At 47.1% G+C, this 19,286-nt stretch carries 24 protein-coding genes; 1 reads left to right on the forward strand and 23 read right to left on the reverse strand.

What is annotated here, in order from left to right; translation table 11 throughout:
* Positions 1-2: 2 nt before the first annotated feature.
* The 23 genes from ahrC to AC1DN5_RS07860 all read right to left on the reverse strand — a co-directional run bounded on the left by ahrC (position 3) and on the right by AC1DN5_RS07860 (position 18,075).
* Positions 3-452, reverse strand: coding sequence for a transcriptional regulator AhrC/ArgR (ahrC, locus tag AC1DN5_RS07750; RefSeq protein WP_003153173.1), 450 nt, complete (start codon positions 450-452; stop codon positions 3-5).
* 96 nt (positions 453-548) lie between these two features.
* Complete coding sequence (locus AC1DN5_RS07755) at positions 549-1,394, reverse strand: TlyA family RNA methyltransferase (RefSeq protein WP_045926699.1); 846 nt, start codon at positions 1,392-1,394, stop codon at positions 549-551.
* Entirely contained in the window at positions 1,391-3,292 is a 1,902-nt protein-coding gene (dxs, locus tag AC1DN5_RS07760) for a 1-deoxy-D-xylulose-5-phosphate synthase (protein WP_016939005.1), read from the reverse strand. The genes AC1DN5_RS07755 and dxs overlap by 4 nt, the downstream gene beginning before the upstream one ends.
* A gap of 142 nt (positions 3,293-3,434) precedes the next feature.
* Positions 3,435-4,325 carry a polyprenyl synthetase family protein gene (locus AC1DN5_RS07765; RefSeq protein ID WP_045926700.1) on the reverse strand — a complete coding sequence of 297 codons (891 nt, stop codon included), beginning with the start codon at positions 4,323-4,325 and terminating at the stop codon, positions 3,435-3,437.
* A complete protein-coding gene (locus AC1DN5_RS07770) occupies positions 4,315-4,569 on the reverse strand; it encodes an exodeoxyribonuclease VII small subunit (protein WP_007408352.1) in 255 nt (84 codons plus the stop codon). The genes AC1DN5_RS07765 and AC1DN5_RS07770 overlap by 11 nt, the downstream gene beginning before the upstream one ends.
* Complete coding sequence (gene xseA / locus AC1DN5_RS07775) at positions 4,569-5,912, reverse strand: exodeoxyribonuclease VII large subunit (protein ID WP_045926701.1); 1,344 nt, start codon at positions 5,910-5,912, stop codon at positions 4,569-4,571. The genes AC1DN5_RS07770 and xseA overlap by 1 nt, the downstream gene beginning before the upstream one ends.
* Positions 5,913-6,038: 126 nt before the next feature.
* Positions 6,039-6,890, reverse strand: coding sequence for a bifunctional methylenetetrahydrofolate dehydrogenase/methenyltetrahydrofolate cyclohydrolase FolD (folD, locus tag AC1DN5_RS07780; protein ID WP_016939002.1), 852 nt, complete (start codon positions 6,888-6,890; stop codon positions 6,039-6,041).
* Positions 6,891-6,901: 11 nt separating this feature from the next.
* The gene (nusB, locus tag AC1DN5_RS07785; protein ID WP_016939001.1) at positions 6,902-7,294 is read right to left on the reverse strand and encodes a transcription antitermination factor NusB; all 393 of its coding nucleotides are present in this window, start codon (positions 7,292-7,294) and stop codon (positions 6,902-6,904) included.
* 264 nt (positions 7,295-7,558) lie between these two features.
* Positions 7,559-7,966, reverse strand: coding sequence for an Asp23/Gls24 family envelope stress response protein (locus AC1DN5_RS07790; protein ID WP_016938999.1), 408 nt, complete (start codon positions 7,964-7,966; stop codon positions 7,559-7,561).
* A gap of 21 nt (positions 7,967-7,987) precedes the next feature.
* A complete protein-coding gene (gene accC, locus AC1DN5_RS07795; RefSeq protein WP_016938998.1) occupies positions 7,988-9,340 on the reverse strand; it encodes an acetyl-CoA carboxylase biotin carboxylase subunit in 1,353 nt (450 codons plus the stop codon).
* Between the two features lie 14 nt (positions 9,341-9,354).
* Entirely contained in the window at positions 9,355-9,834 is a 480-nt protein-coding gene (gene accB, locus AC1DN5_RS07800) for an acetyl-CoA carboxylase biotin carboxyl carrier protein (protein ID WP_016938997.1), read from the reverse strand.
* Between the two features lie 152 nt (positions 9,835-9,986).
* Entirely contained in the window at positions 9,987-10,637 is a 651-nt protein-coding gene (locus AC1DN5_RS07805; RefSeq protein ID WP_366969169.1) for a SpoIIIAH-like family protein, read from the reverse strand.
* Between the two features lie 3 nt (positions 10,638-10,640).
* The gene (gene spoIIIAG / locus AC1DN5_RS07810) at positions 10,641-11,333 is read right to left on the reverse strand and encodes a stage III sporulation protein AG (RefSeq protein WP_366969168.1); all 693 of its coding nucleotides are present in this window, start codon (positions 11,331-11,333) and stop codon (positions 10,641-10,643) included.
* Positions 11,326-11,946: a stage III sporulation protein AF gene (gene spoIIIAF, locus AC1DN5_RS07815; protein WP_045926704.1), complete on the reverse strand. Its 621-nt coding sequence runs from the start codon at positions 11,944-11,946 to the stop codon at positions 11,326-11,328. Before spoIIIAF ends, spoIIIAG begins: the two co-directional genes overlap by 8 nt.
* Before the next feature lie 16 nt (positions 11,947-11,962).
* Positions 11,963-13,174 (reverse strand): stage III sporulation protein AE, encoded by a 1,212-nt coding sequence (gene spoIIIAE / locus AC1DN5_RS07820; protein ID WP_064777768.1) that lies wholly within the window; start codon positions 13,172-13,174, stop codon positions 11,963-11,965.
* Positions 13,175-13,200: 26 nt separating this feature from the next.
* Entirely contained in the window at positions 13,201-13,590 is a 390-nt protein-coding gene (gene spoIIIAD / locus AC1DN5_RS07825; protein WP_076982559.1) for a stage III sporulation protein AD, read from the reverse strand.
* 12 nt (positions 13,591-13,602) lie between these two features.
* Complete coding sequence (gene spoIIIAC, locus AC1DN5_RS07830; protein ID WP_003153142.1) at positions 13,603-13,809, reverse strand: stage III sporulation protein AC; 207 nt, start codon at positions 13,807-13,809, stop codon at positions 13,603-13,605.
* 22 nt (positions 13,810-13,831) lie between these two features.
* Positions 13,832-14,347 (reverse strand): stage III sporulation protein SpoIIIAB, encoded by a 516-nt coding sequence (gene spoIIIAB, locus AC1DN5_RS07835; protein WP_016938992.1) that lies wholly within the window; start codon positions 14,345-14,347, stop codon positions 13,832-13,834.
* Positions 14,341-15,264 (reverse strand): stage III sporulation protein AA, encoded by a 924-nt coding sequence (gene spoIIIAA, locus AC1DN5_RS07840; protein ID WP_064777767.1) that lies wholly within the window; start codon positions 15,262-15,264, stop codon positions 14,341-14,343. Before spoIIIAA ends, spoIIIAB begins: the two co-directional genes overlap by 7 nt.
* Positions 15,265-15,340: 76 nt before the next feature.
* Positions 15,341-15,622 carry a YqhV family protein gene (locus tag AC1DN5_RS07845; RefSeq protein WP_016938990.1) on the reverse strand — a complete coding sequence of 94 codons (282 nt, stop codon included), beginning with the start codon at positions 15,620-15,622 and terminating at the stop codon, positions 15,341-15,343.
* 147 nt (positions 15,623-15,769) lie between these two features.
* Complete coding sequence (efp, locus tag AC1DN5_RS07850; RefSeq protein ID WP_003153123.1) at positions 15,770-16,327, reverse strand: elongation factor P; 558 nt, start codon at positions 16,325-16,327, stop codon at positions 15,770-15,772.
* Between the two features lie 24 nt (positions 16,328-16,351).
* Positions 16,352-17,413, reverse strand: coding sequence for a M24 family metallopeptidase (locus AC1DN5_RS07855; RefSeq protein WP_016938989.1), 1,062 nt, complete (start codon positions 17,411-17,413; stop codon positions 16,352-16,354).
* 131 nt (positions 17,414-17,544) lie between these two features.
* Complete coding sequence (locus AC1DN5_RS07860) at positions 17,545-18,075, reverse strand: YqhR family membrane protein (RefSeq protein ID WP_016938988.1); 531 nt, start codon at positions 18,073-18,075, stop codon at positions 17,545-17,547.
* A gap of 221 nt (positions 18,076-18,296) precedes the next feature.
* On the opposite strand from AC1DN5_RS07860, the gene AC1DN5_RS07865 reads away from it, so the two are divergent.
* Positions 18,297-19,253, forward strand: coding sequence for a DUF1385 domain-containing protein (locus tag AC1DN5_RS07865; protein WP_047475637.1), 957 nt, complete (start codon positions 18,297-18,299; stop codon positions 19,251-19,253).
* The last annotated feature ends 33 nt before the right edge of the window (positions 19,254-19,286 follow it).

Here is a 19,286-nt window from a genome sequence, read left to right on the forward strand (position 1 = left end):
CGCTACAGCAGCTCCAAAAGACGGCTTTGAACGCCCTCCGTATCTTCAGGCGTCCTGCAGATGATTAAAATTGTGTCATCTCCGCAGATCGTGCCCATGATTTCTTCCCATTCGAGATTATCCATCAAAGCGCCGATTGCCTGCGCATTCCCCGGCATCGTTTTTAATACGATCATGTGGCTTGCTGAGTCAATTTTTACGAACGCATCCATTAATGAACGCTTCAGTTTTGACAGCGGGTTGAACCGCTGATCCGCCGGCAGGCTGTATTTGTAGGAACCGTTATTGGTCGGCACCTTTACGAGATGCAGTTCTTTAATGTCCCTGGAAACAGTCGCCTGGGTTACCTTATACCCTTCTTCTCTCAGCATGTCAACTAAGTCATCCTGCGTTTCAATCTCATGGCTTGTAATAAGCTCTCTGATTTTTATATGCCTTTGGCCTTTTGTCATGTAAGCACCTCTGTTTTCAAGCTGTTCTTGTCATTATGTTAACCGCTTCTTGATAAAAAGTACATGATGGCAGAAAAAAGGAATAATAGCCCCCTATTATTCCGGTACATCTGTCTTTTTGGCTTTTAATGTTTCATGTGCTTCGCGGACGGTACGGAGAATATCTTCTTCCGGCAGTTCAGCGCCGCTTCCGTCTTCTCCCTCCCACTTCAAATGAAGCAGAAACTCGATATTGCCGTCTCCCCCTGTAATCGGTGAGAAGGACAGTCCTTTCACTGTATATCCTTCAGAAGCGGCAAACTGATTCATACGGCGGAGAACGTCAGCATGAACGCCGGGATCTCTGACAATGCCTTTTTTTCCGACTGATTCACGTCCGGCTTCAAATTGCGGCTTCACCAGTGCGATACAATCGCTTCCCGGCACAAGCAGCGTTTTTAAAACCGGCAGAATAAGACGGAGTGAGATGAAAGAAACATCGATCGTCGCGAATTCCGGCAGACCCTCTGTGAAATCGGAAGGCTCGGAATAGCGGAAATTCGTCCGTTCCATGACGACGACCCTCTCGTCCTGTCTCAGCTTCCAAGCGAGCTGATTATAGCCGACGTCTACTGCATAGGACCGTTCGGCGCCGTTTTGGAGGGCGCAATCTGTAAATCCTCCAGTAGACGAGCCGATATCAATCATCGTTTTGCCTTTTACTGAGACGGGAAACACCTCAAGAGCTTTCTCAAGCTTTAATCCGCCTCTGCTGACGTATTTAAGAGGGTTTCCTTTTACCGTTAACGGAAGATCCCGGGCGATTTTTTCACCCGGTTTGTCCAATCGGTTTTCATTTGAGTATACGATGCCCGCCATAATGGCGCGTTTCGCTTTTTCCCGCGTTTCCGCAAGGCCTTTTTCTACAAGAAGTACATCTAATCGTTCTTTTTTTGCTGTCATGATCCAATTCCTTTATGTGTCTTCGGCGGCATCAGCAATTTAATCCGGTTCATAACCTCAGCCTTTGTGAGACCGATTTCTTCAAGCAGGGCGGTTACGCTTCCGTGCTCAATGAACCGGTCAGGAATGCCCATTCTGTCAATCGGCGTATGATACATGCCGAGGTCATGAGCGAATTCAAGAATCGTGCTTCCGAATCCGCCTTCAAGCACGGCTTCTTCAATCGTTAAAATCGGCAGACCTTCATTAAGAATCGCCTTCATCATTTGTTTATCAATCGGTTTTATGAACCGCGCATTGACGACACGCACAGACAGGCCTTCTTTTTGCAGTTCTTCAGCCGCTTCGAGCGCCATTTCAATGGTCGTTCCGAACGTTAAAATCACCGCGTCTTTTCCGGGACGGAGCACTTCCCATGTTCCGATCGGAATGGTTTTCAGCTCTTTATCCATCTTTACACCGAGCCCGTTTCCGCGCGGGAAGCGCATCGCGATCGGACCTTCCTCATAAGCAAGAGCTGTATTGACCATATGGCGGCCTTCATTTTCATCCTTCGGCATCATTAAAACGAGGTTCGGTATATGACGCAAAAAGGCAATGTCAAAGACGCCTTGATGGGTCTCCCCGTCAGCGCCGACCAAACCCGCGCGGTCAATGCCGATAAATACATTCGCGTTTTGACGGCAGATGTCATGGACGACCTGATCATACGCCCGCTGCAAAAAGGTCGAATAGATCGCGAGAAACGGCTTCATGCCTTGAAGCGCCATTCCCGCGGCCATCGTCGCCGCATGCTGTTCTGCGATTCCGACATCAAACATGCGCTCCGGAAATTCTTTCGCAAACCCTTCCAGCTTAGAACCGACCGGCATGGCCGGTGTAATCGCGACAATTCTGTCATCCTCGCGCGCCAGCTCCTGCACGGTCCCGCTGACGAGTCCGCTCCATGAAGGCGCCGCGGCTTTCGGCTTGACGAAATCACCCGTATTGATTTTGTACGGGCCAGTCCCGTGCCATGTCCCGATTGTGTCGGTCTCTGCCGGTTTATAGCCTTTGCCCTTTTTTGTGATGACATGTAAAAGGACAGGACCTTTTGTTTTTTTGGCATATTGCAGGTTTTCAAACAGCTCGTGGTAGGAATGACCGTCTACCGGGCCTAAATACGTAAAACCCAGCTCTTCAAAAAACATGCCTGACACAAGCATATATTTTAAGCTGTCTTTTATCCGCTCAGCAGTGGCGGCCAATTTTCCGCCGACGGCCGGGATGCGCTTAAATAAATATTCAAGCTCGTCTTTTACCCATTGATATTTGCCGGCCGTGCGAAGCCGGCCGAGCATAGAATGAATCGCCCCGACATTCGGCGCAATGCTCATCTCATTATCATTCAGGATGACGATCATATCTTTTTTCTCATCACCGATATGGTTCAGTGCTTCAAGCGCCATTCCTCCGGTTAAAGCGCCATCCCCGATAATCGGGATGATATATTCTTTCGTCCCTTTAATATCGCGGGCGGCAGCCATTCCCATCGCGCCTGAGAGCGATGTTGAGCTGTGGCCTGTTTCCCATACGTCATGTTCGCTTTCGCTGCGTTTCGGGAAACCGCAAAGCCCTTTATATTGGCGCAAGGTTTCAAACTCCTTGCCGCGTCCGGTTAACAGTTTATGAACATAGGACTGATGTCCGACATCCCATAAAAATTTATCTTTCGGACTGTCAAATTCTTTGTGAAGCGCAATCGTCAGCTCGACAACCCCAAGGTTCGGCCCGATATGGCCGCCTGAGGCAGACAGCGATGTGATGAGAAAATTGCGGATTTCCTCACCCAGCTCTTCCAGCTGTTCAATTGACATCTTTTTAAGAAATGACGGGTCCTGTATTGATAAAAGATCCAAAGCGGATCAACTCACTTTCAGCATGAATTTCTGCAAATTAAACAGTGTCTTTTTGAAAAAAGAAAAAGACTCTCTTTTTATTTTCATCGAAACTGCTTACATTTTACCATAGGAGCGGCAGCCCCTTCAAATCAGGATCGTTTTAATGATCTCTCGCCGCTATTAAATCGCAGAGGTCATGCAGCAGTTCTTTCTGAAGAGACAAGCCGCTGATGATCCGTTTCGCCTCGCTGATATGATACGAAAGTTTCTCTTTCGCACCTTCAAGCGTTAAAAGCGACGGATACGTTGATTTTTCATTCGTCGTGTCTGAACCGACCGGTTTGCCGATCTTCTCCTCATGCCCTTCAATATCAAGGATGTCGTCTCTGATTTGAAATCCGATGCCGATATGGCTGCTGAACAGACGCAGCTTTTCGATTTCATCCTCCGGCGCATCTGCCAAAATAGCGCCTGCCGTCACGGAAAAGCCGAGGAGCTTGGCCGTTTTCCGCTCATGGATGGATTCCAGCTCCTCAAGCGTTACCTGCTTTTGTTCCGCTTCCATGTCGGCAGCCTGCCCGCCGACCATTCCTTCCGTTCCTGCCGCTTTAATCAGTTCCTCGACGAGACGGAGCCGTTTTTCCGCTGAAACCGCGTCAGACACGTGAGATGTGATTAATTTAAAGCTTTCTGTCAGAAGCCCGTCTCCGGCCAATACGGCTGCCGCTTCTCCGAAGACTTTATGGTTTGTCGGCTTTCCCCGGCGCAAATCATCATCGTCCATGCAAGGCAGATCATCATGGATTAAAGAATACGTATGAATCATTTCAACAGCGCATCCGACCGGAATCCCGTCTTTTTCATCTTTTCCGTAAGCATTCAAAACGGCTAAGACTACGAGGGGGCGCAGCCTCTTTCCGCCCGCTTCCAAAGAATACAGCATAGATTTTTTGAGGGTTTCCGGCATGGCGAGCCGTTCTGTATACAAGGAAAGATTCCGCTCAATCAGTTGTTTGCGCGATGCTAAAAATGCGTCCAGTTTATTTGTCACCTTCGTCTTCCTCCTGAACGCTGAAAGGTGCAAGTTCTCCGTTATCTTTTAAAATAAAGTCCATTTGTTTTTCGACATGCTGAAGCTTTTCATGGCACATTTTTGAAAGGGCCATTCCTTCCTGAAAATAATTAATCGCCTGCTCCAGCGGCACGTCTCCTTCTTCAAGCTTTGCGACAATGCCTTCAAGGCCTTTCATCGCCTCTTCAAATGTCAGCTCTTCACTTTTTTTGGTTTCTGTCATTATCGTTCGCCTCTCTTTTGCAATACTTCACACGTCAAAACGCCGTCTGTCATCTTTACTTCAAGCGTATCATGTTGTTCCACTTGATCAACGCTTTTGATCAGCTCTTTGTCTTTATAGGCCAGACTGTATCCTCTCTCCATAACTTGAAGGGGACTTAATGCATTCAGTTTACCAAGAACCGTCTGAAACTGCGAATGAAGCTGCTTCAGCTGGACATTCATGCTCCGCGTCAGCTGATTTGAGCGCTCTTCGAACCGTTTTTTCGCCTGTTTCAGCTGGGTTTCAGGGTGAAGCGCCGTTAATCTGTACGTATTCCGCTCCAGCTGCCTTTCTTTCCGCTCCGTAAGCCCTGTGAGCTGTGCTTGGAATTGCTGATACAAAAGGTCAAACTGCTGTTCTTTTTGGGTATACAATCGTTTCGGAAAACGGAATGCGTAAGATGACTGAAGCGATTGAACCCGTTCTTTTTTCTTGCCGATATGCTGCTGCATCGCTCTTGTCAGGCGGACTTCCGCCGTTTTTGTCCGTTCCATTAAGTCCGTCGTGTGAGGAACGGCGATTTCTGCCGCTCCCGTCGGCGTTGCAGCCCGGATATCCGCGACGAAATCACTGATTGTAAAATCTGTTTCATGTCCGACGGCCGATATAACCGGAATGGCGGAAGCAAAAATCGCCCGGGCGACGATTTCTTCGTTAAACGCCCACAATTCTTCGATCGAGCCCCCTCCCCTTCCGACGATCAGAACGTCACACATCTTTTGCGAATTGGCTTCTTCAATGCGCTTCACAATCGATCTGCTGGCGTTTTCACCCTGAACGAGCGCGGGAAGCACAATGACTTTCACCAGGGGATATCTTCTTTTGAGTGTGGTAATGACGTCTCTGACGGCCGCTCCCGTCGGTGAGGTGACAACCCCGATCGTGGCTGGAAAAGCGGGGATGGCCTGCTTATGCCGGTCATCAAACAACCCTTCGCCGGCAAGTTTTTTCTTTAATTCTTCATAGGCTAAGTAAAGCGCCCCAACACCGTCCGGCTGCATTTCTTTCGCGTACAGCTGATAGCTTCCGCTCGGTTCATAGACGGAGATGCCGCCTCTTACGATGACCTTCATTCCGTCCTCAGGCTTAAACGCAAGCCTTGAACTTTGCCTTTGAAACATGACGGCCTGCATGCGGGCATGCTCATCTTTTAAAGTAAAATAGATGTGGCCTCTTGTATGGATTTTAACGTTGGACAGCTCACCTTTAATCCAAATGTCTTCAAGATGAGGGTCTACATCGAATTTTCGTTTAATATATTTGGTCAGTGCGGAAACCGTGACATATGCCGCTTCACTCACATCCTGCACTCCTTTCATAAAGGCTTTTTGCCCTGAACTAAGAAAAAAACCCGCTCTGGCTGAAAGGAGCCTTAAGAAGCGGGTATCGTGCTCATTGTCACACTTTTTGTGACTGTCTCCGGTTATCTATGATAACGTACGTCTGGCAGATTTAACAGTATTATGCGCAAGCATCGTGATGGTCATCGGACCTACTCCGCCCGGGACCGGCGTAATGAAAGATGCTTTTTCTTTCGCTTCATCAAACTGAACGTCTCCGCAGAGTTTTCCGCTTTCGAGGCGGTTGACGCCGACATCAATGACAATGGCGCCCTCTTTGATTTGATCAGCTGTGATGAAGTTCGCTTTACCGACCGCAACCACAAGAATATCTGCTTTTTTCGTATGCTCAGACATATTTTTTGTACGGGAATGGCAATATGTGACGGTCGCATTTTCGTTCAGCAGCAGCTGGCCGACCGGTTTACCGACAATATTGCTTCGTCCGACTACAACAACTTCTTTGCCGGAAAGATCTACGTTCGTCTTTTTCAATAACTCGACAATTCCGTGCGGTGTGCAAGGAAGAAATGTATCTTCTCCAAGCAGCATTTTCCCGACGTTGAGAGGGTGGAAACCATCAACATCCTTATCAGGGGAGATCCGCTCGATGACGGCTTTTTCAGAAATATGATCCGGGAGCGGCAGCTGGACGAGAATGCCGTGAAATTCCGGATTTTGATTGTACTCGTCAATCACTGTTAAAAGCTCCGCTTCGGTTAAGCTTGAGTCAAAGCGGTCAAGCTTAAACTTCATTCCCATTGTTTCAGCGGCTTTTTTCTTGCCTGTCACATATGAAACAGAGGCGGGATCGTCGCCGATTAAAATGACCGCCAAGCCCGGCACTACGCCTTGTGCTTTCAGCTCTTCTACTTCTTTTGCCAATTGTTCGCGTTTTTCTTTAGCCGTTTCTTTTCCGTCGATGATTGTTGCAGTCATTTTCTTTCCTCCTATGATTCAATATCAGTTTTGATGTTAGAAAGAACCCCGTTTACGAATTTTGCAGCTTTATCGTCGCCGAACCGTTTTGCCAGCTCGATGGCTTCGTTTAATGACACGTTAGCAGGAATGTCGTCAGTATAAACCATTTCATACACCGCCAGACGGAGGATCGCGCGGTCTACATTTGCAATCCGGTCAAGCTTCCAATTGACGAGATGGCCGGAAATCATTTCATCAAGCTGCACCTGATGTTCAAGCACTCCGTACACCAGCTGTTCAAAGAAGTCATCTGTTTTTCCGCCATCAAGCGCGTGCTCGATGGCCTCGTTCGGTGCAATATCGCTGACATCAATCTGAAAAAGTGCCTGCAAAGCTTTTTCTCTAGCTGTTCTTCTTTTCATTTTCTTTCTCCTTCAGATCCTCTTTATCCGCTTGTCGTTAAGCCTAAAGAGATCATAACATATTTTTTTCCCAATCGCATGTCGAAATTTAGGTTTTTTCACCCTAATGCCGAATGTTTTCACAAACCCTTTGAATTTCATTCGGATTTCACAGCATGAAGAAACTCGGCTGCCGTTTGTAAGCCGGCTTTCTTCATGCCTGAAAAGAAGGGAAACGTATAAAAAACCAAAGGGCTGCCCATCCCCTTGGTTTTTATACGCTCATTACATTTCTTCGTCGATTTCGACTTCTTGGGCTTTCGTGTCAAATTGAATGCCGACGATATGAATATTGATTTCATTGATGGTCAGAGACGTCATATTTAATAAGGTTTGGCGGATATTCTCCTGAACGCTTGCCGCCACTTTCGGGATCGAAATCCCGAATTGAACGACGCAATAGACGTCAATGGTAATCCCGTCATCGGCTAAATCGACCTTTACGCCTTTGCCGTGATTGATTTTGCCGAAGCGTTCTACGACGCCCGTGGCGAAATTGCCGCGCATTTCAGCTATTCCTTCAACCTCGGAAGCGGCGATGCCGGCAATGACTTCAATGACTTCAGGAGCAATTTCAACTTTGCCTAAATGACCCTCATCATGATCCATTTTAAGCACACTGTTGTCTTCCATTCAATTCACCTCCCGCAAAAATTATGAGCCCATTACATCATATGTTTCTAAAAACTTTGTATTAAACTCTCCGCTGACAAATGTTTCATGTTCAAGCAGTTTCAGATGGAACGGAATCGTTGTTTCAATACCTTCAATCACAAATTCGCTCAGCGCGCGTTTCATCCGTGCGACCGCCTCATCACGCGTTGTTCCGTATGTGATGACTTTGGCAATCATGCTGTCATAGTACGGCGGGATCGAATAGCCAGGATATGCGGCTGAATCCACGCGCACGCCGAGTCCGCCCGGCGGCAGGTACATGTTAATCTTACCAGGTGAAGGCATGAAGTTTTTCGCAGGATTTTCAGCGTTGATGCGGCATTCAATCGCCCAGCCGTTAAATTCAACGTCTTCCTGTCTGAGCGAGAGCTCCTGTCCGGATGCCACTTTGATCTGTTCTTTGATCAGATCGGTTCCCGTCACCATTTCTGTGACAGGGTGCTCTACTTGAATACGCGTGTTCATCTCCATGAAGTAATAGCGCTGTTCTCTGTAGTCATAAATGAACTCTACTGTACCGGCTCCCGTGTAACCGACGGCCTTCGCTGCTTTTACCGCTGCTTCACCCATCTGCTCTCTGATTTCAGAATCAAGCGCAGGTGACGGCGACTCTTCAAGAAGTTTTTGCAGACGTCTTTGGATAGAACAGTCACGCTCTCCAAGATGGATCGTGTTTCCGTAATTATCGGCAAGCACCTGAATTTCAACATGGCGGAAATCTTCTATGTACTTCTCGATGTACACACCCGGATTTCCGAATGCCGTAGCGGCCTCCTGCTGGGTGATTTCGATGCCTTTAATCATCTCTTCTTCTGTGCGTGCGACCCGGATGCCTTTTCCGCCTCCGCCCGCAGTGGCTTTTATAATCACAGGATACCCAATTTCACCCGCAAGCGAAACCGCTTCTTCGGTATTTTTTATGATTCCTTTTGAACCGGGCACAATCGGCACGCCCGCCTGCTGCATCGTGTCACGTGCGATATCTTTTGTCCCCATCTTCGAAATGGCGTCAGCCGAAGGGCCGACAAACGTCACGTTTAATTCCTCGCACAGCTCGGCAAAATCGGCATTTTCAGCTAAGAATCCGTATCCCGGATGAATCGCATCCGTACCGGTCAGCTTTGCGACGCTGACGATGTTCGTTACATTTAAATAGCTGTCTTTTGATGTTTTCGGCCCGATACAAAAAGCCTCATCGGCCATTTGAACATGCAGGGCCTCTTTATCTGCCTCAGAATAAACGGCTACAGTTTCAATGCCAAGCTCTTTGCAGGCCCGGATGATTCTGACGGCAATTTCTCCTCGGTTGGCGATCAATAGCTTTTTAATCATAATAGCAGGTCTCCTTACTCAGCTTTTACAAGAAATAGAGGTTGTCCGTATTCGACCAGCTGGCCGTTTTCAACTAACACTTCAACGATTTCTCCTTTTACTTCCGCTTCAATCTCGTTAAAGAGTTTCATTGCTTCTACGATACACACCACTGTATTTTCGTTCACTTTTGAACCTTGGTTTACGTAAGGGCCGGCTTCCGGCGATGAAGAAGCATAAAACGTTCCGACCATCGGAGACGTAATTTTGTGCAGGTTTTCATCTTGTTTCGGCGCTTCCTGAACAGGATCGGCTTCGCGCGCTTCCGGTTTTGCAGCCTGCGGAGCAGGTGCGTAAGCGGCGGGAACAGCTGGAGCTTGTCCCGTTATATTCACTGCCGGCGCTTCATTTTTTTTCAGCTTCAGACTTACGCCTTCCATCTCGTAAACAAATTCGTCAATGGAAGATTCATCGATTCTTTTTATCAATTCATGAATTTCGTTGATTTTTAACATCAGTTCCACTCCTATGTATAAAAAATAGAAATTTATGGGTTGCTACTAAAAGTACATACTATGTTTATCTTACAGGAGCGGTTGTGTAAATTCAACACTGATCTAAAATGACAGCAAAAAAGCCCGCAGCGGGTGCGGGCGGTTCAGGCATCTTATTTTGTCGGTTCAAACGTTACGGCGACGTCTTTCATATTCTTGATTTCTTTTTCCACCAGGTCAATGATGGCGGAAGCTTTTGCGTTGGAATGTTTGTCAGACATGACCGTAATGTTGATTTTGTCACCTTCGGCATCCACGAGCGCATCTTTGTAGCCTTGCGTTTTAATGAGCGTTTCCAGCTGTTTTTCTGTCCCTTCCGCATTGCTCAGCGCCGTCATTTTATCGTAGGCTTCGCTTTTTTCTTTTGCTGTCGCATCATCGCTTGAAACGATGCTGTTTAACTGTTCTCTTTCTTTGCTTCTCGCGTCTTCAAGTTCCATGCGGTATGCGGTAAATAAATTTTCATCAGCTGTTTCTGTGGCGACCGATCCGTCTTTTTCCGATGCTTCGGCTGACGTTTCTTTATCCTCTTTTGTGCCTTTAGAATCTTTTGTGCCTTTTGTTCCGTCTTCTTTTTCTGTGCCGCCTTCGCTCTTTTCTTCCGTTTTAGGAGCCGGCGTTTTTTCTGTGGCGATTTCCCCGCTGCTTTTTTCGGTTTTCATCTGCACGGCATTTTTGCTTTCCGGCGACATAATATAATAAACACTTAATACCACGACGAGACTGAGCATTGTTAAAAGCCAAACCGTTTGTTTTTTCAGCATGATTTATGAATCCTCCTTGATTTTTTTAGGGGCAACCGCTACACGGTAGCTCGGGACATCAAGCACCCTTGTGACGGCATCAATGATGGTTTTTTTTATTTGAACGTTGTCCACTCCTTGAGCGACAACGAGTACACCGCGGATATCGGGTTTTTTCGTCTGGACGACGACCGGGGTTTCCTGATCCCCGTTTCGAATCATGACAATTTGTTCTTCAGAGGTTTGATCGGTTACGCTTCTTTTGCCGCCTTCTTTATCGGTTTCTTCAGTGGTGGTGTCTTTTTTCGTTTTATTTTTCTCAAATACTTTTAAAGATGTGGCGTCTACGTTTACGACTATTGATACATCCTCTACGCCGATAATTGTTTCAAGGATCTCTTTCAGCTGGTTTTCATAGTCTCTCTCGTAATCATCAATCGTGTTTTTGGCGCTGCTGTCTTTTGATGCTTTAAAAACGGGTGCGCTTTTTTGCCCGCTCTTATCGTCCGTACGGCCGGACATGACGGTCTGCGCCGTTTCGCCCTTCCCGGTTTTTTCCGGTGAAGAGAACATCTGGCTGACCAGCATAAAAGATACGCCGAGCACAAACACGAACAGAAAGTAATGATATTTTGTCAGTTTTGGTTTTTCTCCGTCTTTCGCCTGTCCGATCATCAGCTGTTTTTTGAGTATGGCCCATAGTCCGTTTTTATTCATGGCCGTTTTTCTCCCCGCCTTCCATATAAACCGTAATTTTCTCACTGCCGATTTCCCATATATCCGCAAGTTTTTCTTTGATGTTTGCAGCCTCCTTTTTGCCGGCTGCGCCTTCGGGTTCGTATTTGCGGTCTGTGCGGATGTCGATCGGTGCGACGGTTTGCACGGTTTTTTCAGAAGATGGGGCCATATACACGCTGATCGTTTTTACATCTTCTTCTGAACGAACCTGTTCTTCCGCTGTAAGGCGGATGTCGTCTATTTTGTATTCGTCATGACTGAACATCTCCTCCGCTTTCTTTTTTAGTTGGACAGCCATTTCTTCTAAAACATATGCGCGGTTTGATGCTTGTATTTCTTTTTTTTCTGATTTGATTTGATTTTTTATGTCCGCGGATTGAGATTGCTCTTGTTTTGTCAAATAATCGAAGATGATCTCCGGGTCTGTTTTGAAAAGTTTGAATATCGGGTTGAGCATGACAATGATTAACAGCAGGCTGACAACCATCTTTGCGTATTTTTGCATACTGGAGCTGGGCAGCAGCATGTCGATGACGATGGCAAATAAGATAAACAAAATAATGCTTGTCAGCCATTCTGTTAAAAAGCTCATATCCAATGGGCCTCCTTTATTTCATCATCATGGTGAGATTGCCTGCTGTAATAATGACTGTGATGCTGAGGAAAAACATGAGAGAGACAATGGCGAGCGCCGCGAAAATATAGAGCACGCTTCTGCTGATGACGCCGAGACACGTAATGACGGGCCCGCCTCCGAGCGGCTGCAGAATGGCAGCCGCGAGCTTATAAATAAAAGCGAGAGAAAGCACTTTGATTGCTGGAAATGCGGAGATGCAGATCAAAATTCCGACACCGAGGATTCCCACAGTGTTTTTTAATAAGAGTGAGGCGCTGATGACCGTATCGGTCGCATCCGTAAACATTCGGCCGAGCACGGGAATAAAATTGCCCGTTATAAATTTTGCAGTCCTGAGGGTGATCCCGTCTGTCACGGCAGCCGAAGCCCCCTGAACGGAGATGACACCGAGAAACACGGTGAGGAATACGGCAAGCGCGCCGATCGCGATATTTCTGAGGAGATTGGCAAGCTGTGTGACTTTATATTGATCTGTCATTGTGCTGACGATGCTTAAAATCGCTGACAGGAAAATAAGCGGCATAACGATGTTTTGAATAAGCAGGCCGCTCGTATTCATCAGAAATAAAATAACGGGGTGAAAAAAGGCAGCGGAAACGGCTCCACCGGAAGATGCCAAAAGCGCGAGCAAAAGCGGGATCAGCGCGAGAATGAAGCTTGTCATCGTCTGAATCGCTTCACTGGCATAATTGACGGCGACATGAAAGCTGTTTAAAGCGAGAATAATCAGTACCATATAAACAATCGCATAAGCCACTTTGCTGACGGTGCTCTGCTGGAACGCATTTTGCAGCAGCTGCAGAATGACGCAAAAAATGGTGAGAAGGATCAAAGTTCCCAGAAGTTTTCCGTTTGCGAGCACTTCATGAAACAGATAGGAAAATAAGGCCTTCAGCCACGCCTCAGGCGAGAACGTTTTTTCTCCGTTAATAAAGTCGATGATGCTTCCCTTTTGGCTTTCCGGCAGAAGGCCGCCGTATTCTGTCATAATGTCGTCCCAGAACTTTCCGATGCCTTCTGTTTTCAGCGCTTCGGCCTGCTTTTTCGCCACTTCATCAGCCGTTTCTTGGTGAACTGCGGTTTCCTGCGCCGCACCGTCTGTTCCGGCAGCTTGTACACATTCAGTCTGAAAAATTAAGAGGAGGATGAACAAAAAAGCCCCCGCCCACCGAAAGCGCTTCATTGTTTGCGCCCCCTTTCCCTTTATGATTAAGAAGGAATAAGTCCGAGAATCGTTTCAATAATAACAGTCAGTATCGGCACGGCCATCACGAGGATCAAAATCTTCCCGGCCAGCTCTATTTTCGAAGCAATCGCTCCCTGGCCAGCATCTTTTGTCAGCTGTGCTCCGAATTCAGCGATGTAGGCGATGCCGATAATTTTTAAAATGGTTTCCACATAGACCATATTGACATTTGCATTGACGGCTATTTTTTCTATCATTCTGATAATGTCGTAAATCTGGTCGACGAGATAAAGAAAGATCACGCAGCCGCTGAAGACGACAATCATAAACGCGAAAGTCGGTTTCTGTTCTTTTACGATCAGGGAGAGAAACGTGGCGATCAGGCCTAAACCTACAATTTGAACAATCTCAATCTGTAAGCCCCCCTATCCTTGGAATAGAAACACAGCTTTGATCTTTTTGAACAGGTCATCGACAATCGTCGCCACCATAAATAAAATATAGATAAAGCCAAGCAGCGTCACCCATTGGGCGTATTCTTTTTTTCCCATTTGGTCAAGTATGGTGTGCAGAAACGCAACCACGATACCGACTCCGGCGATTTGAAAAATGACATTTACGTCGACTCCCATTTTATGTTTGCTCCCCTCATGTTTACATCAATAGAAGAATGAGTAACAGTCCGGCTAAAAACCCTAAACTTTTCACCATTTTTTCATTTTTCGCCTGCGCCCGTCCGGCATCCGCTTCCGCCGCTTCCAAATGTGTAAGCGCAAGCTTGATATGTTTCTGCTGAGAAACGCGGTCATGGAGCCCGAGCGTCTCTCCGAATTGCTTCAGCACATCGTATTCGCTTTTTTTCATCGCCATGGAGGGCCAGTTATGTTTCAAGCTCTGTTCCCAGGCTGTTTTGGCGGAATCGCTTCCCTGCTCAAGCCTCCTGCTGAAAGCTTGGAACAATGATGATACAGGCTTGGAAAGCTGTGCGGCGATTTGTCCCGAAGCAATGTGCAGCGGCGTATGCCCGAACATAATTTCCGCTTCAAGCGATTGCAGCGCCGCGCGCAGCTGACGGATCTGTCTCGGCCTTTCAATATAGATTTTGGCGATCTCAAATCCCGTCCATGTCGTCGCCGTCAGAATGAACACGGCACCCAAAAGCTTCAGCATGTCATCACGCTTTCAGCATGCGGAACCGGTTCCCCGTCCTTTCCGTACATCCTGCTGATCGTTCCCGGACCGCGGCGTCGTGACAGCTCAACATACCGGTCAAACACTTTTTCCTCCCAAAGCATTTTCAGCGACGGCCTCTTGATCAAGTCTTTCATATTCCATCCGTGCGCGGATACGATAACGGTTACGCCGGCATGGAGCGCCTCCATCAGCGCTTTTGAGTCTTCCATTCTCCCGATCTCATCTGCGATCATGACATCGGGACTCATAGAGCGGATCATCATCATCAGCCCTTCCGCCTTCGGACAGGCGTCAAGAACATCCACTCTGCGGCCGAAACTGTGCTGGGGAATGCCCCGCAGGCAGCCGGCAATTTCTGAGCGTTCATCTACGATAGCGGTCTTTTTCGCCGGAATGCGTTTCGATCCGGTGCTTGAAAGCCGGGCCAAATCACGAAGCAAGGTCGTTTTCCCCGTTTGCGGAGGGCCGATGATCAGCGTATTCAGCCAGTTTTCTTTCCATAAGAAAGGAATGAGCGGTTCTGCAATGCCTAGCTTCTCCCGGGCGATTCGAATATTAAAGGAAGTAATATCCCGGAGTCCTTTGACGGCTCCGTTTTCGACGATGACTCTTCCGGCGAGCCCCACACGGTGGCCTCCTCTGATTGTGATATATCCTTTTTTCAGCTCTTCTTCCAGCGTGTACATGCTGTAATTGCTGAGCCGGCTGAGGATCAGCTGTGCGTCGCCGGCCGTACAGATATATGACAAAAACAAAGGTTGTCCTTTTCGGATCAGTTCAACCGGCCTGCCGACGCGGATTCTGATTTCCTCTGTATCCCGCCACGCTTCTTCAGACACGGCGGAGATGGCATGTCTCAATAATTCAGGGAGAACCTCTGTAATTTCATTCAATAGAGTCTCCTCCTTTTTTACCGATTGGCTTCTTTAAACTGTATGATCCGGGACAGACTTTATGACACCCGGACCCCTATTTGTGAACACCGGCTAGAATCAGCACAACCCCCGCGAAAATCAAAATCAATTTTGCATATGAAAGCTGTCCGGCAATCTGATAAATGCCGATCGTCATCGTGATGATAAAGATCAGCGGGCCGACGATTGCCAAAATACTATTCACCACAACCGCTTTTCTGATGTCGTTTGTAACAAGCATGATAATGGCCGCCGATAATTCAATGAGAGAGGACAAAACTCGTAAACCGGCCATCGTTAAAACAGTAGAATTGATTGAACCAAACAAAAATTTCATTGCAATCCCCCAACTTCAAGCATTTTGTTACACTATATGCTCTAGCTGACGGAAGTAGTCTCACTATTTTCATATAGAAGAAAGATTCTGTTTCAGAACGCAAAAAAAGCCTGCCCCGTAAAAGGAGCAGACTTCGTATGTCTTTGACTACGCTCTTGACACGTAAGAGCCGTCTGATGTATTTACAACAAGCGTATCGCCTTCGTTCACGAAGAACGGTACGTTTACGACAAGACCTGTTTCCGTTTTGGCAGGTTTTGTGCCGCCTGACGCCGTGTCGCCTTTAATTCCCGGCTCTGTTTCAACAACTTTCAGTTCAACTGTGTTCGGCAGTTCAATACCGAGCGTTTCAGATTGATACATCATGATGTGCACAGACATATTTTCCAAAAGATATTTTAATTCTTCTTCGATTTGGTTTTCGTTCAATTCAAGCTGTTCATATGAGCTTGTATCCATGAACACGTGCTGATCTCCGTTGGCATAAAGATACTGCATCGTTTTTGTTTCGATTTGCGCTTTCGCCACTTTTTCACCAGCACGGAATGTTTTCTCCTGAATAGCGCCCGTACGCAGATTGCGAAGTTTAGAACGGACAAATGCCGCGCCTTTTCCCGGCTTTACGTGCTGGAAGTCAACGACGCGCCAAATGCCGCCGTCTACTTCAATCGTTAATCCTGTACGAAAATCGTTAACTGAAATCATGTTTGATGTCCTCCTATATTCCAATCACAAAATAATTAATTCTTTAGGGGAATGCGTAATTGTCCGGTTGCCGTCCTCTGTGATGATGATATCATCTTCGATTCTTGCGCCCCCAACTTCCGGTATGTATATGCCCGGCTCAACCGTTACCGCCATGCCCGGCTCAAGAACGGCCGATGACCTGAAAGACAGCCCCGGTGATTCATGGACCTCCATTCCGAATCCGTGTCCTGTTGAATGGCCGAAATACTGTCCGTAGCCTTTTGCGGTGATGTGATCCCTCGTCAGGGCATCCGCTTCTTTTCCCGTCATGCCGGGTTTAATATGCAAAACGCCAAGCGCCTGGGCATCGTATACGACCTGATAAATTTCTTTCAGTTTATCACTTGGCTCTCCGACCGCGACGGTGCGTGTGATATCAGAACAATAGCCTTTATAATACGCGCCGAAATCGAGCGTGACCAAGTCTCCCTTTTCAATCAATTTGCCGCTTGCCACTCCGTGCGGAAGGCTGGATCTCACTCCCGAGGCGACGATCATATCAAAGGAAGAACCGTCTGCTCCCTGACGTCTCATATAAAATTCAAGCTCATTCGCAACTGAAATCTCTGAGATGCCCGGTTTGATAAACGTCAGAATATGTTCAAACGCATCATCCGCAATCTTCGCAGCTTCCTCTAATATCTTAATCTCTTCACTTGACTTAATCAAGCGCAACTTTTCAACGGAATCCGCGACGGGAACCATCTCCGCTTCCTGCAGCACCGCTTGGTAGGATGCATATGTTCCGTACGTCATGCTGTTTTGTTCAAAGCCGAGTTTTTTAATGCCGTACTCAAGAATCGTATCCGCAGCGGTTTGGATTAAGCTTCCGCCGTGCTCGATAATATCAAAGCCCTTCACTTGCGCCTTCGCCTGCTCGGTGTAACGGAAATCCGTGATAAATGCCGCGCGTTCTTTCGATATGACCGCAAGACCTGACGAACCCGTAAATCCCGTCATATACTGCAGATTGGCGGAGCTTGTCACCAACATTCCGTCTATATCCAGCTGACCGAACAGATTTCGCAATTTCTCAAGTTTCATTCCTTTTCTCCTCCTCGCCGATTCTTGACTGCCGCCTGACACCGCGGGAGCATCCCCATCCGGTTTTCAGCATAAAAAATGTTCACTTCTCGTGAACATTTTACCATACCGGACAGGGATTATACACTTATTCACTTGTTGCCGAGCGCCCTTGCAAGCTTGTCTGACGTAAGCTCATTGTAGTTGAAAGAAATCGAGTAGCCGACAAACAAACCATACAGAATGTAAAGGCAAATCGTCGTCACGATTGTATCTGATTTCAATTCAGTGACAGATTTCACGTCTTCGAAAATCGGATTGAATAAGAAAAAAACCGCACACCATAAAATGACACCGTATACCATCCCCGGCCACATCGTTTTAAAACGCTTCAGACAGACGAAATATATAAATGCCCCGGCAATCGAAATGAATCCGATGACAACGATGCTGACCATCGTGCCGAGCCATTGTTTTTTCCATTCTCCGATCATAAACGGCTGAAGAATCATGTTGGGACTGATCTCTGAAAAATGAAAGATATATCCGAGATAGCCGATCAAACTCCAAAATACACCGCCGGCAAATCCGATACCGCAAATTCTGCCGGTAAATGAAACAGGCTGCTGATCATCACCCTGCTTCTTTTTTTCTTCCTGTTCTGAATGTTTTTCGCTGGTCATCATGGCACCTCCAGTCATAGAATGCCCCAAAATTGAAAAGTCATAAAAAGTTCCGCCATATTTTCATTTAATGAGTAAATTCTAAGGAAACCGGGTATACTGCTTGTAGAAAAAGCATTGATTTTCCGGCTGTCAAACTAGAGGTTTACCGCTGTTTCCTGTACAATAGAGTGAAAGGAAATGGTTAGTAAATCCTAAGAAAACAGGCAGGTTGATAAACAATGTCCAAACACAAAACGCCGCCCGCATACGGCGGTCAGGCTGTCGTTGAAGGGGTAATGTTCGGCGGCAGAAAAAATTATGTTACCGCCATCCGCAGGAATGACGGAAGCATTGATTTTTTCAAGCTTCCGAGAGTGCCGAACCCCAAGCTTTCGGTTTTAAAAAAGATTCCTTTTTTGCGGGGAATCGTCGCAATTATCGAGGCAAGCGCCAACGGCACAAAGCATTTAAACTTCTCCAGCGAACGTTACGGGCTTGACCCCCAAGATGACGCCAAGCTGGAACAGGAAGATAAGAAGGGTTCGGGCTTATCGATGTTTTTCAGCCTGGCGGTGATCGGCGTTCTATCGTTTTTGTTCAGCAAATTCGTTTTTACGCTCGTCCCGGTCTTTTTAGCTGAGCTTGTAAGGCCCGTTTTTTCCTCAGACGCAGCGCAGATCGGCATCGAAAGCCTGTTTAAGCTTATCCTGCTTCTCGGCTACATTTATTTTTTATCAATGACGCCGTTAATTAAAAGAGTGTTTCAATATCATGGAGCCGAACATAAGGTCATAAACTGTTATGAACAGAATTTACCAATTACGATAGAAAATGTTCAGAAACAGTCGCGGCTGCATTACCGATGCGGTTCAAGCTTTATCTTATTTACGATCATTGTCGGCATGTTTGTCTATTTACTCGTTCCGACAGATCCGCTTTGGGTGCGGATTTTAGACAGGATTGCGCTTATACCGGCCGTCCTCGGCATCTCCTTTGAAGTGCTTCAGCTGACGAACAGGGTTCGGAATATCCCCGTTTTGAAGGTGCTCGGTTATCCCGGCCTGTGGCTGCAGCTTTTAACGACAAAGGAACCGGAAGATGACCAGGTCGAGGTTGCCATAGAAAGCTTTAACGAGCTTCTCAGACTGGAAGACATTTCAGAACAGAGCGAAAAGCCGTCTCACAACGCAATCTGAACCGTTACCTGTTATTATTTTCGGAGGTGGGCA

This window comes from Bacillus sp. 01N42_2 (assembly GCF_056399565.1).

Bases quoted from the DNA above. Each gene is read 5' to 3' on its own strand.
- accB (WP_016938997.1), bottom strand. From the start codon at position 9,834: ATGTTAAAAATCAACGAAATTCATGAATTGATAAAAAGAATCGATGAA.
- ahrC (WP_003153173.1), bottom strand. From the start codon at position 452: ATGACAAAAGGCCAAAGGCATATAAAAATCAGAGAGCTTATTACAAGC.
- AC1DN5_RS07805 (WP_366969169.1), bottom strand. From the start codon at position 10,637: ATGCTGAAAAAACAAACGGTTTGGCTTTTAACAATGCTCAGTCTCGTC.
- spoIIIAF (WP_045926704.1), bottom strand. From the start codon at position 11,946: ATGAGCTTTTTAACAGAATGGCTGACAAGCATTATTTTGTTTATCTTA.
- spoIIIAC (WP_003153142.1), bottom strand. From the start codon at position 13,809: ATGGGAGTCGACGTAAATGTCATTTTTCAAATCGCCGGAGTCGGTATC.
- spoIIIAG (WP_366969168.1), bottom strand. From the start codon at position 11,333: ATGAATAAAAACGGACTATGGGCCATACTCAAAAAACAGCTGATGATC.
- AC1DN5_RS07860 (WP_016938988.1), bottom strand. From the start codon at position 18,075: ATGACCAGCGAAAAACATTCAGAACAGGAAGAAAAAAAGAAGCAGGGT.
- accC (WP_016938998.1), bottom strand. From the start codon at position 9,340: ATGATTAAAAAGCTATTGATCGCCAACCGAGGAGAAATTGCCGTCAGA.
- AC1DN5_RS07770 (WP_007408352.1), bottom strand. From the start codon at position 4,569: ATGACAGAAACCAAAAAAAGTGAAGAGCTGACATTTGAAGAGGCGATG.
- AC1DN5_RS07855 (WP_016938989.1), bottom strand. From the start codon at position 17,413: ATGAAACTTGAGAAATTGCGAAATCTGTTCGGTCAGCTGGATATAGAC.
- AC1DN5_RS07865 (WP_047475637.1), top strand. From the start codon at position 18,297: ATGTCCAAACACAAAACGCCGCCCGCATACGGCGGTCAGGCTGTCGTT.
- efp (WP_003153123.1), bottom strand. From the start codon at position 16,327: ATGATTTCAGTTAACGATTTTCGTACAGGATTAACGATTGAAGTAGAC.
- AC1DN5_RS07845 (WP_016938990.1), bottom strand. From the start codon at position 15,622: ATGAAATTTTTGTTTGGTTCAATCAATTCTACTGTTTTAACGATGGCC.
- AC1DN5_RS07755 (WP_045926699.1), bottom strand. From the start codon at position 1,394: ATGACAGCAAAAAAAGAACGATTAGATGTACTTCTTGTAGAAAAAGGC.
- spoIIIAE (WP_064777768.1), bottom strand. From the start codon at position 13,174: ATGAAGCGCTTTCGGTGGGCGGGGGCTTTTTTGTTCATCCTCCTCTTA.
- folD (WP_016939002.1), bottom strand. From the start codon at position 6,890: ATGACTGCAACAATCATCGACGGAAAAGAAACGGCTAAAGAAAAACGC.
- spoIIIAB (WP_016938992.1), bottom strand. From the start codon at position 14,347: ATGCTGAAGCTTTTGGGTGCCGTGTTCATTCTGACGGCGACGACATGG.
- nusB (WP_016939001.1), bottom strand. From the start codon at position 7,294: ATGAAAAGAAGAACAGCTAGAGAAAAAGCTTTGCAGGCACTTTTTCAG.
- AC1DN5_RS07790 (WP_016938999.1), bottom strand. From the start codon at position 7,966: ATGGAAGACAACAGTGTGCTTAAAATGGATCATGATGAGGGTCATTTA.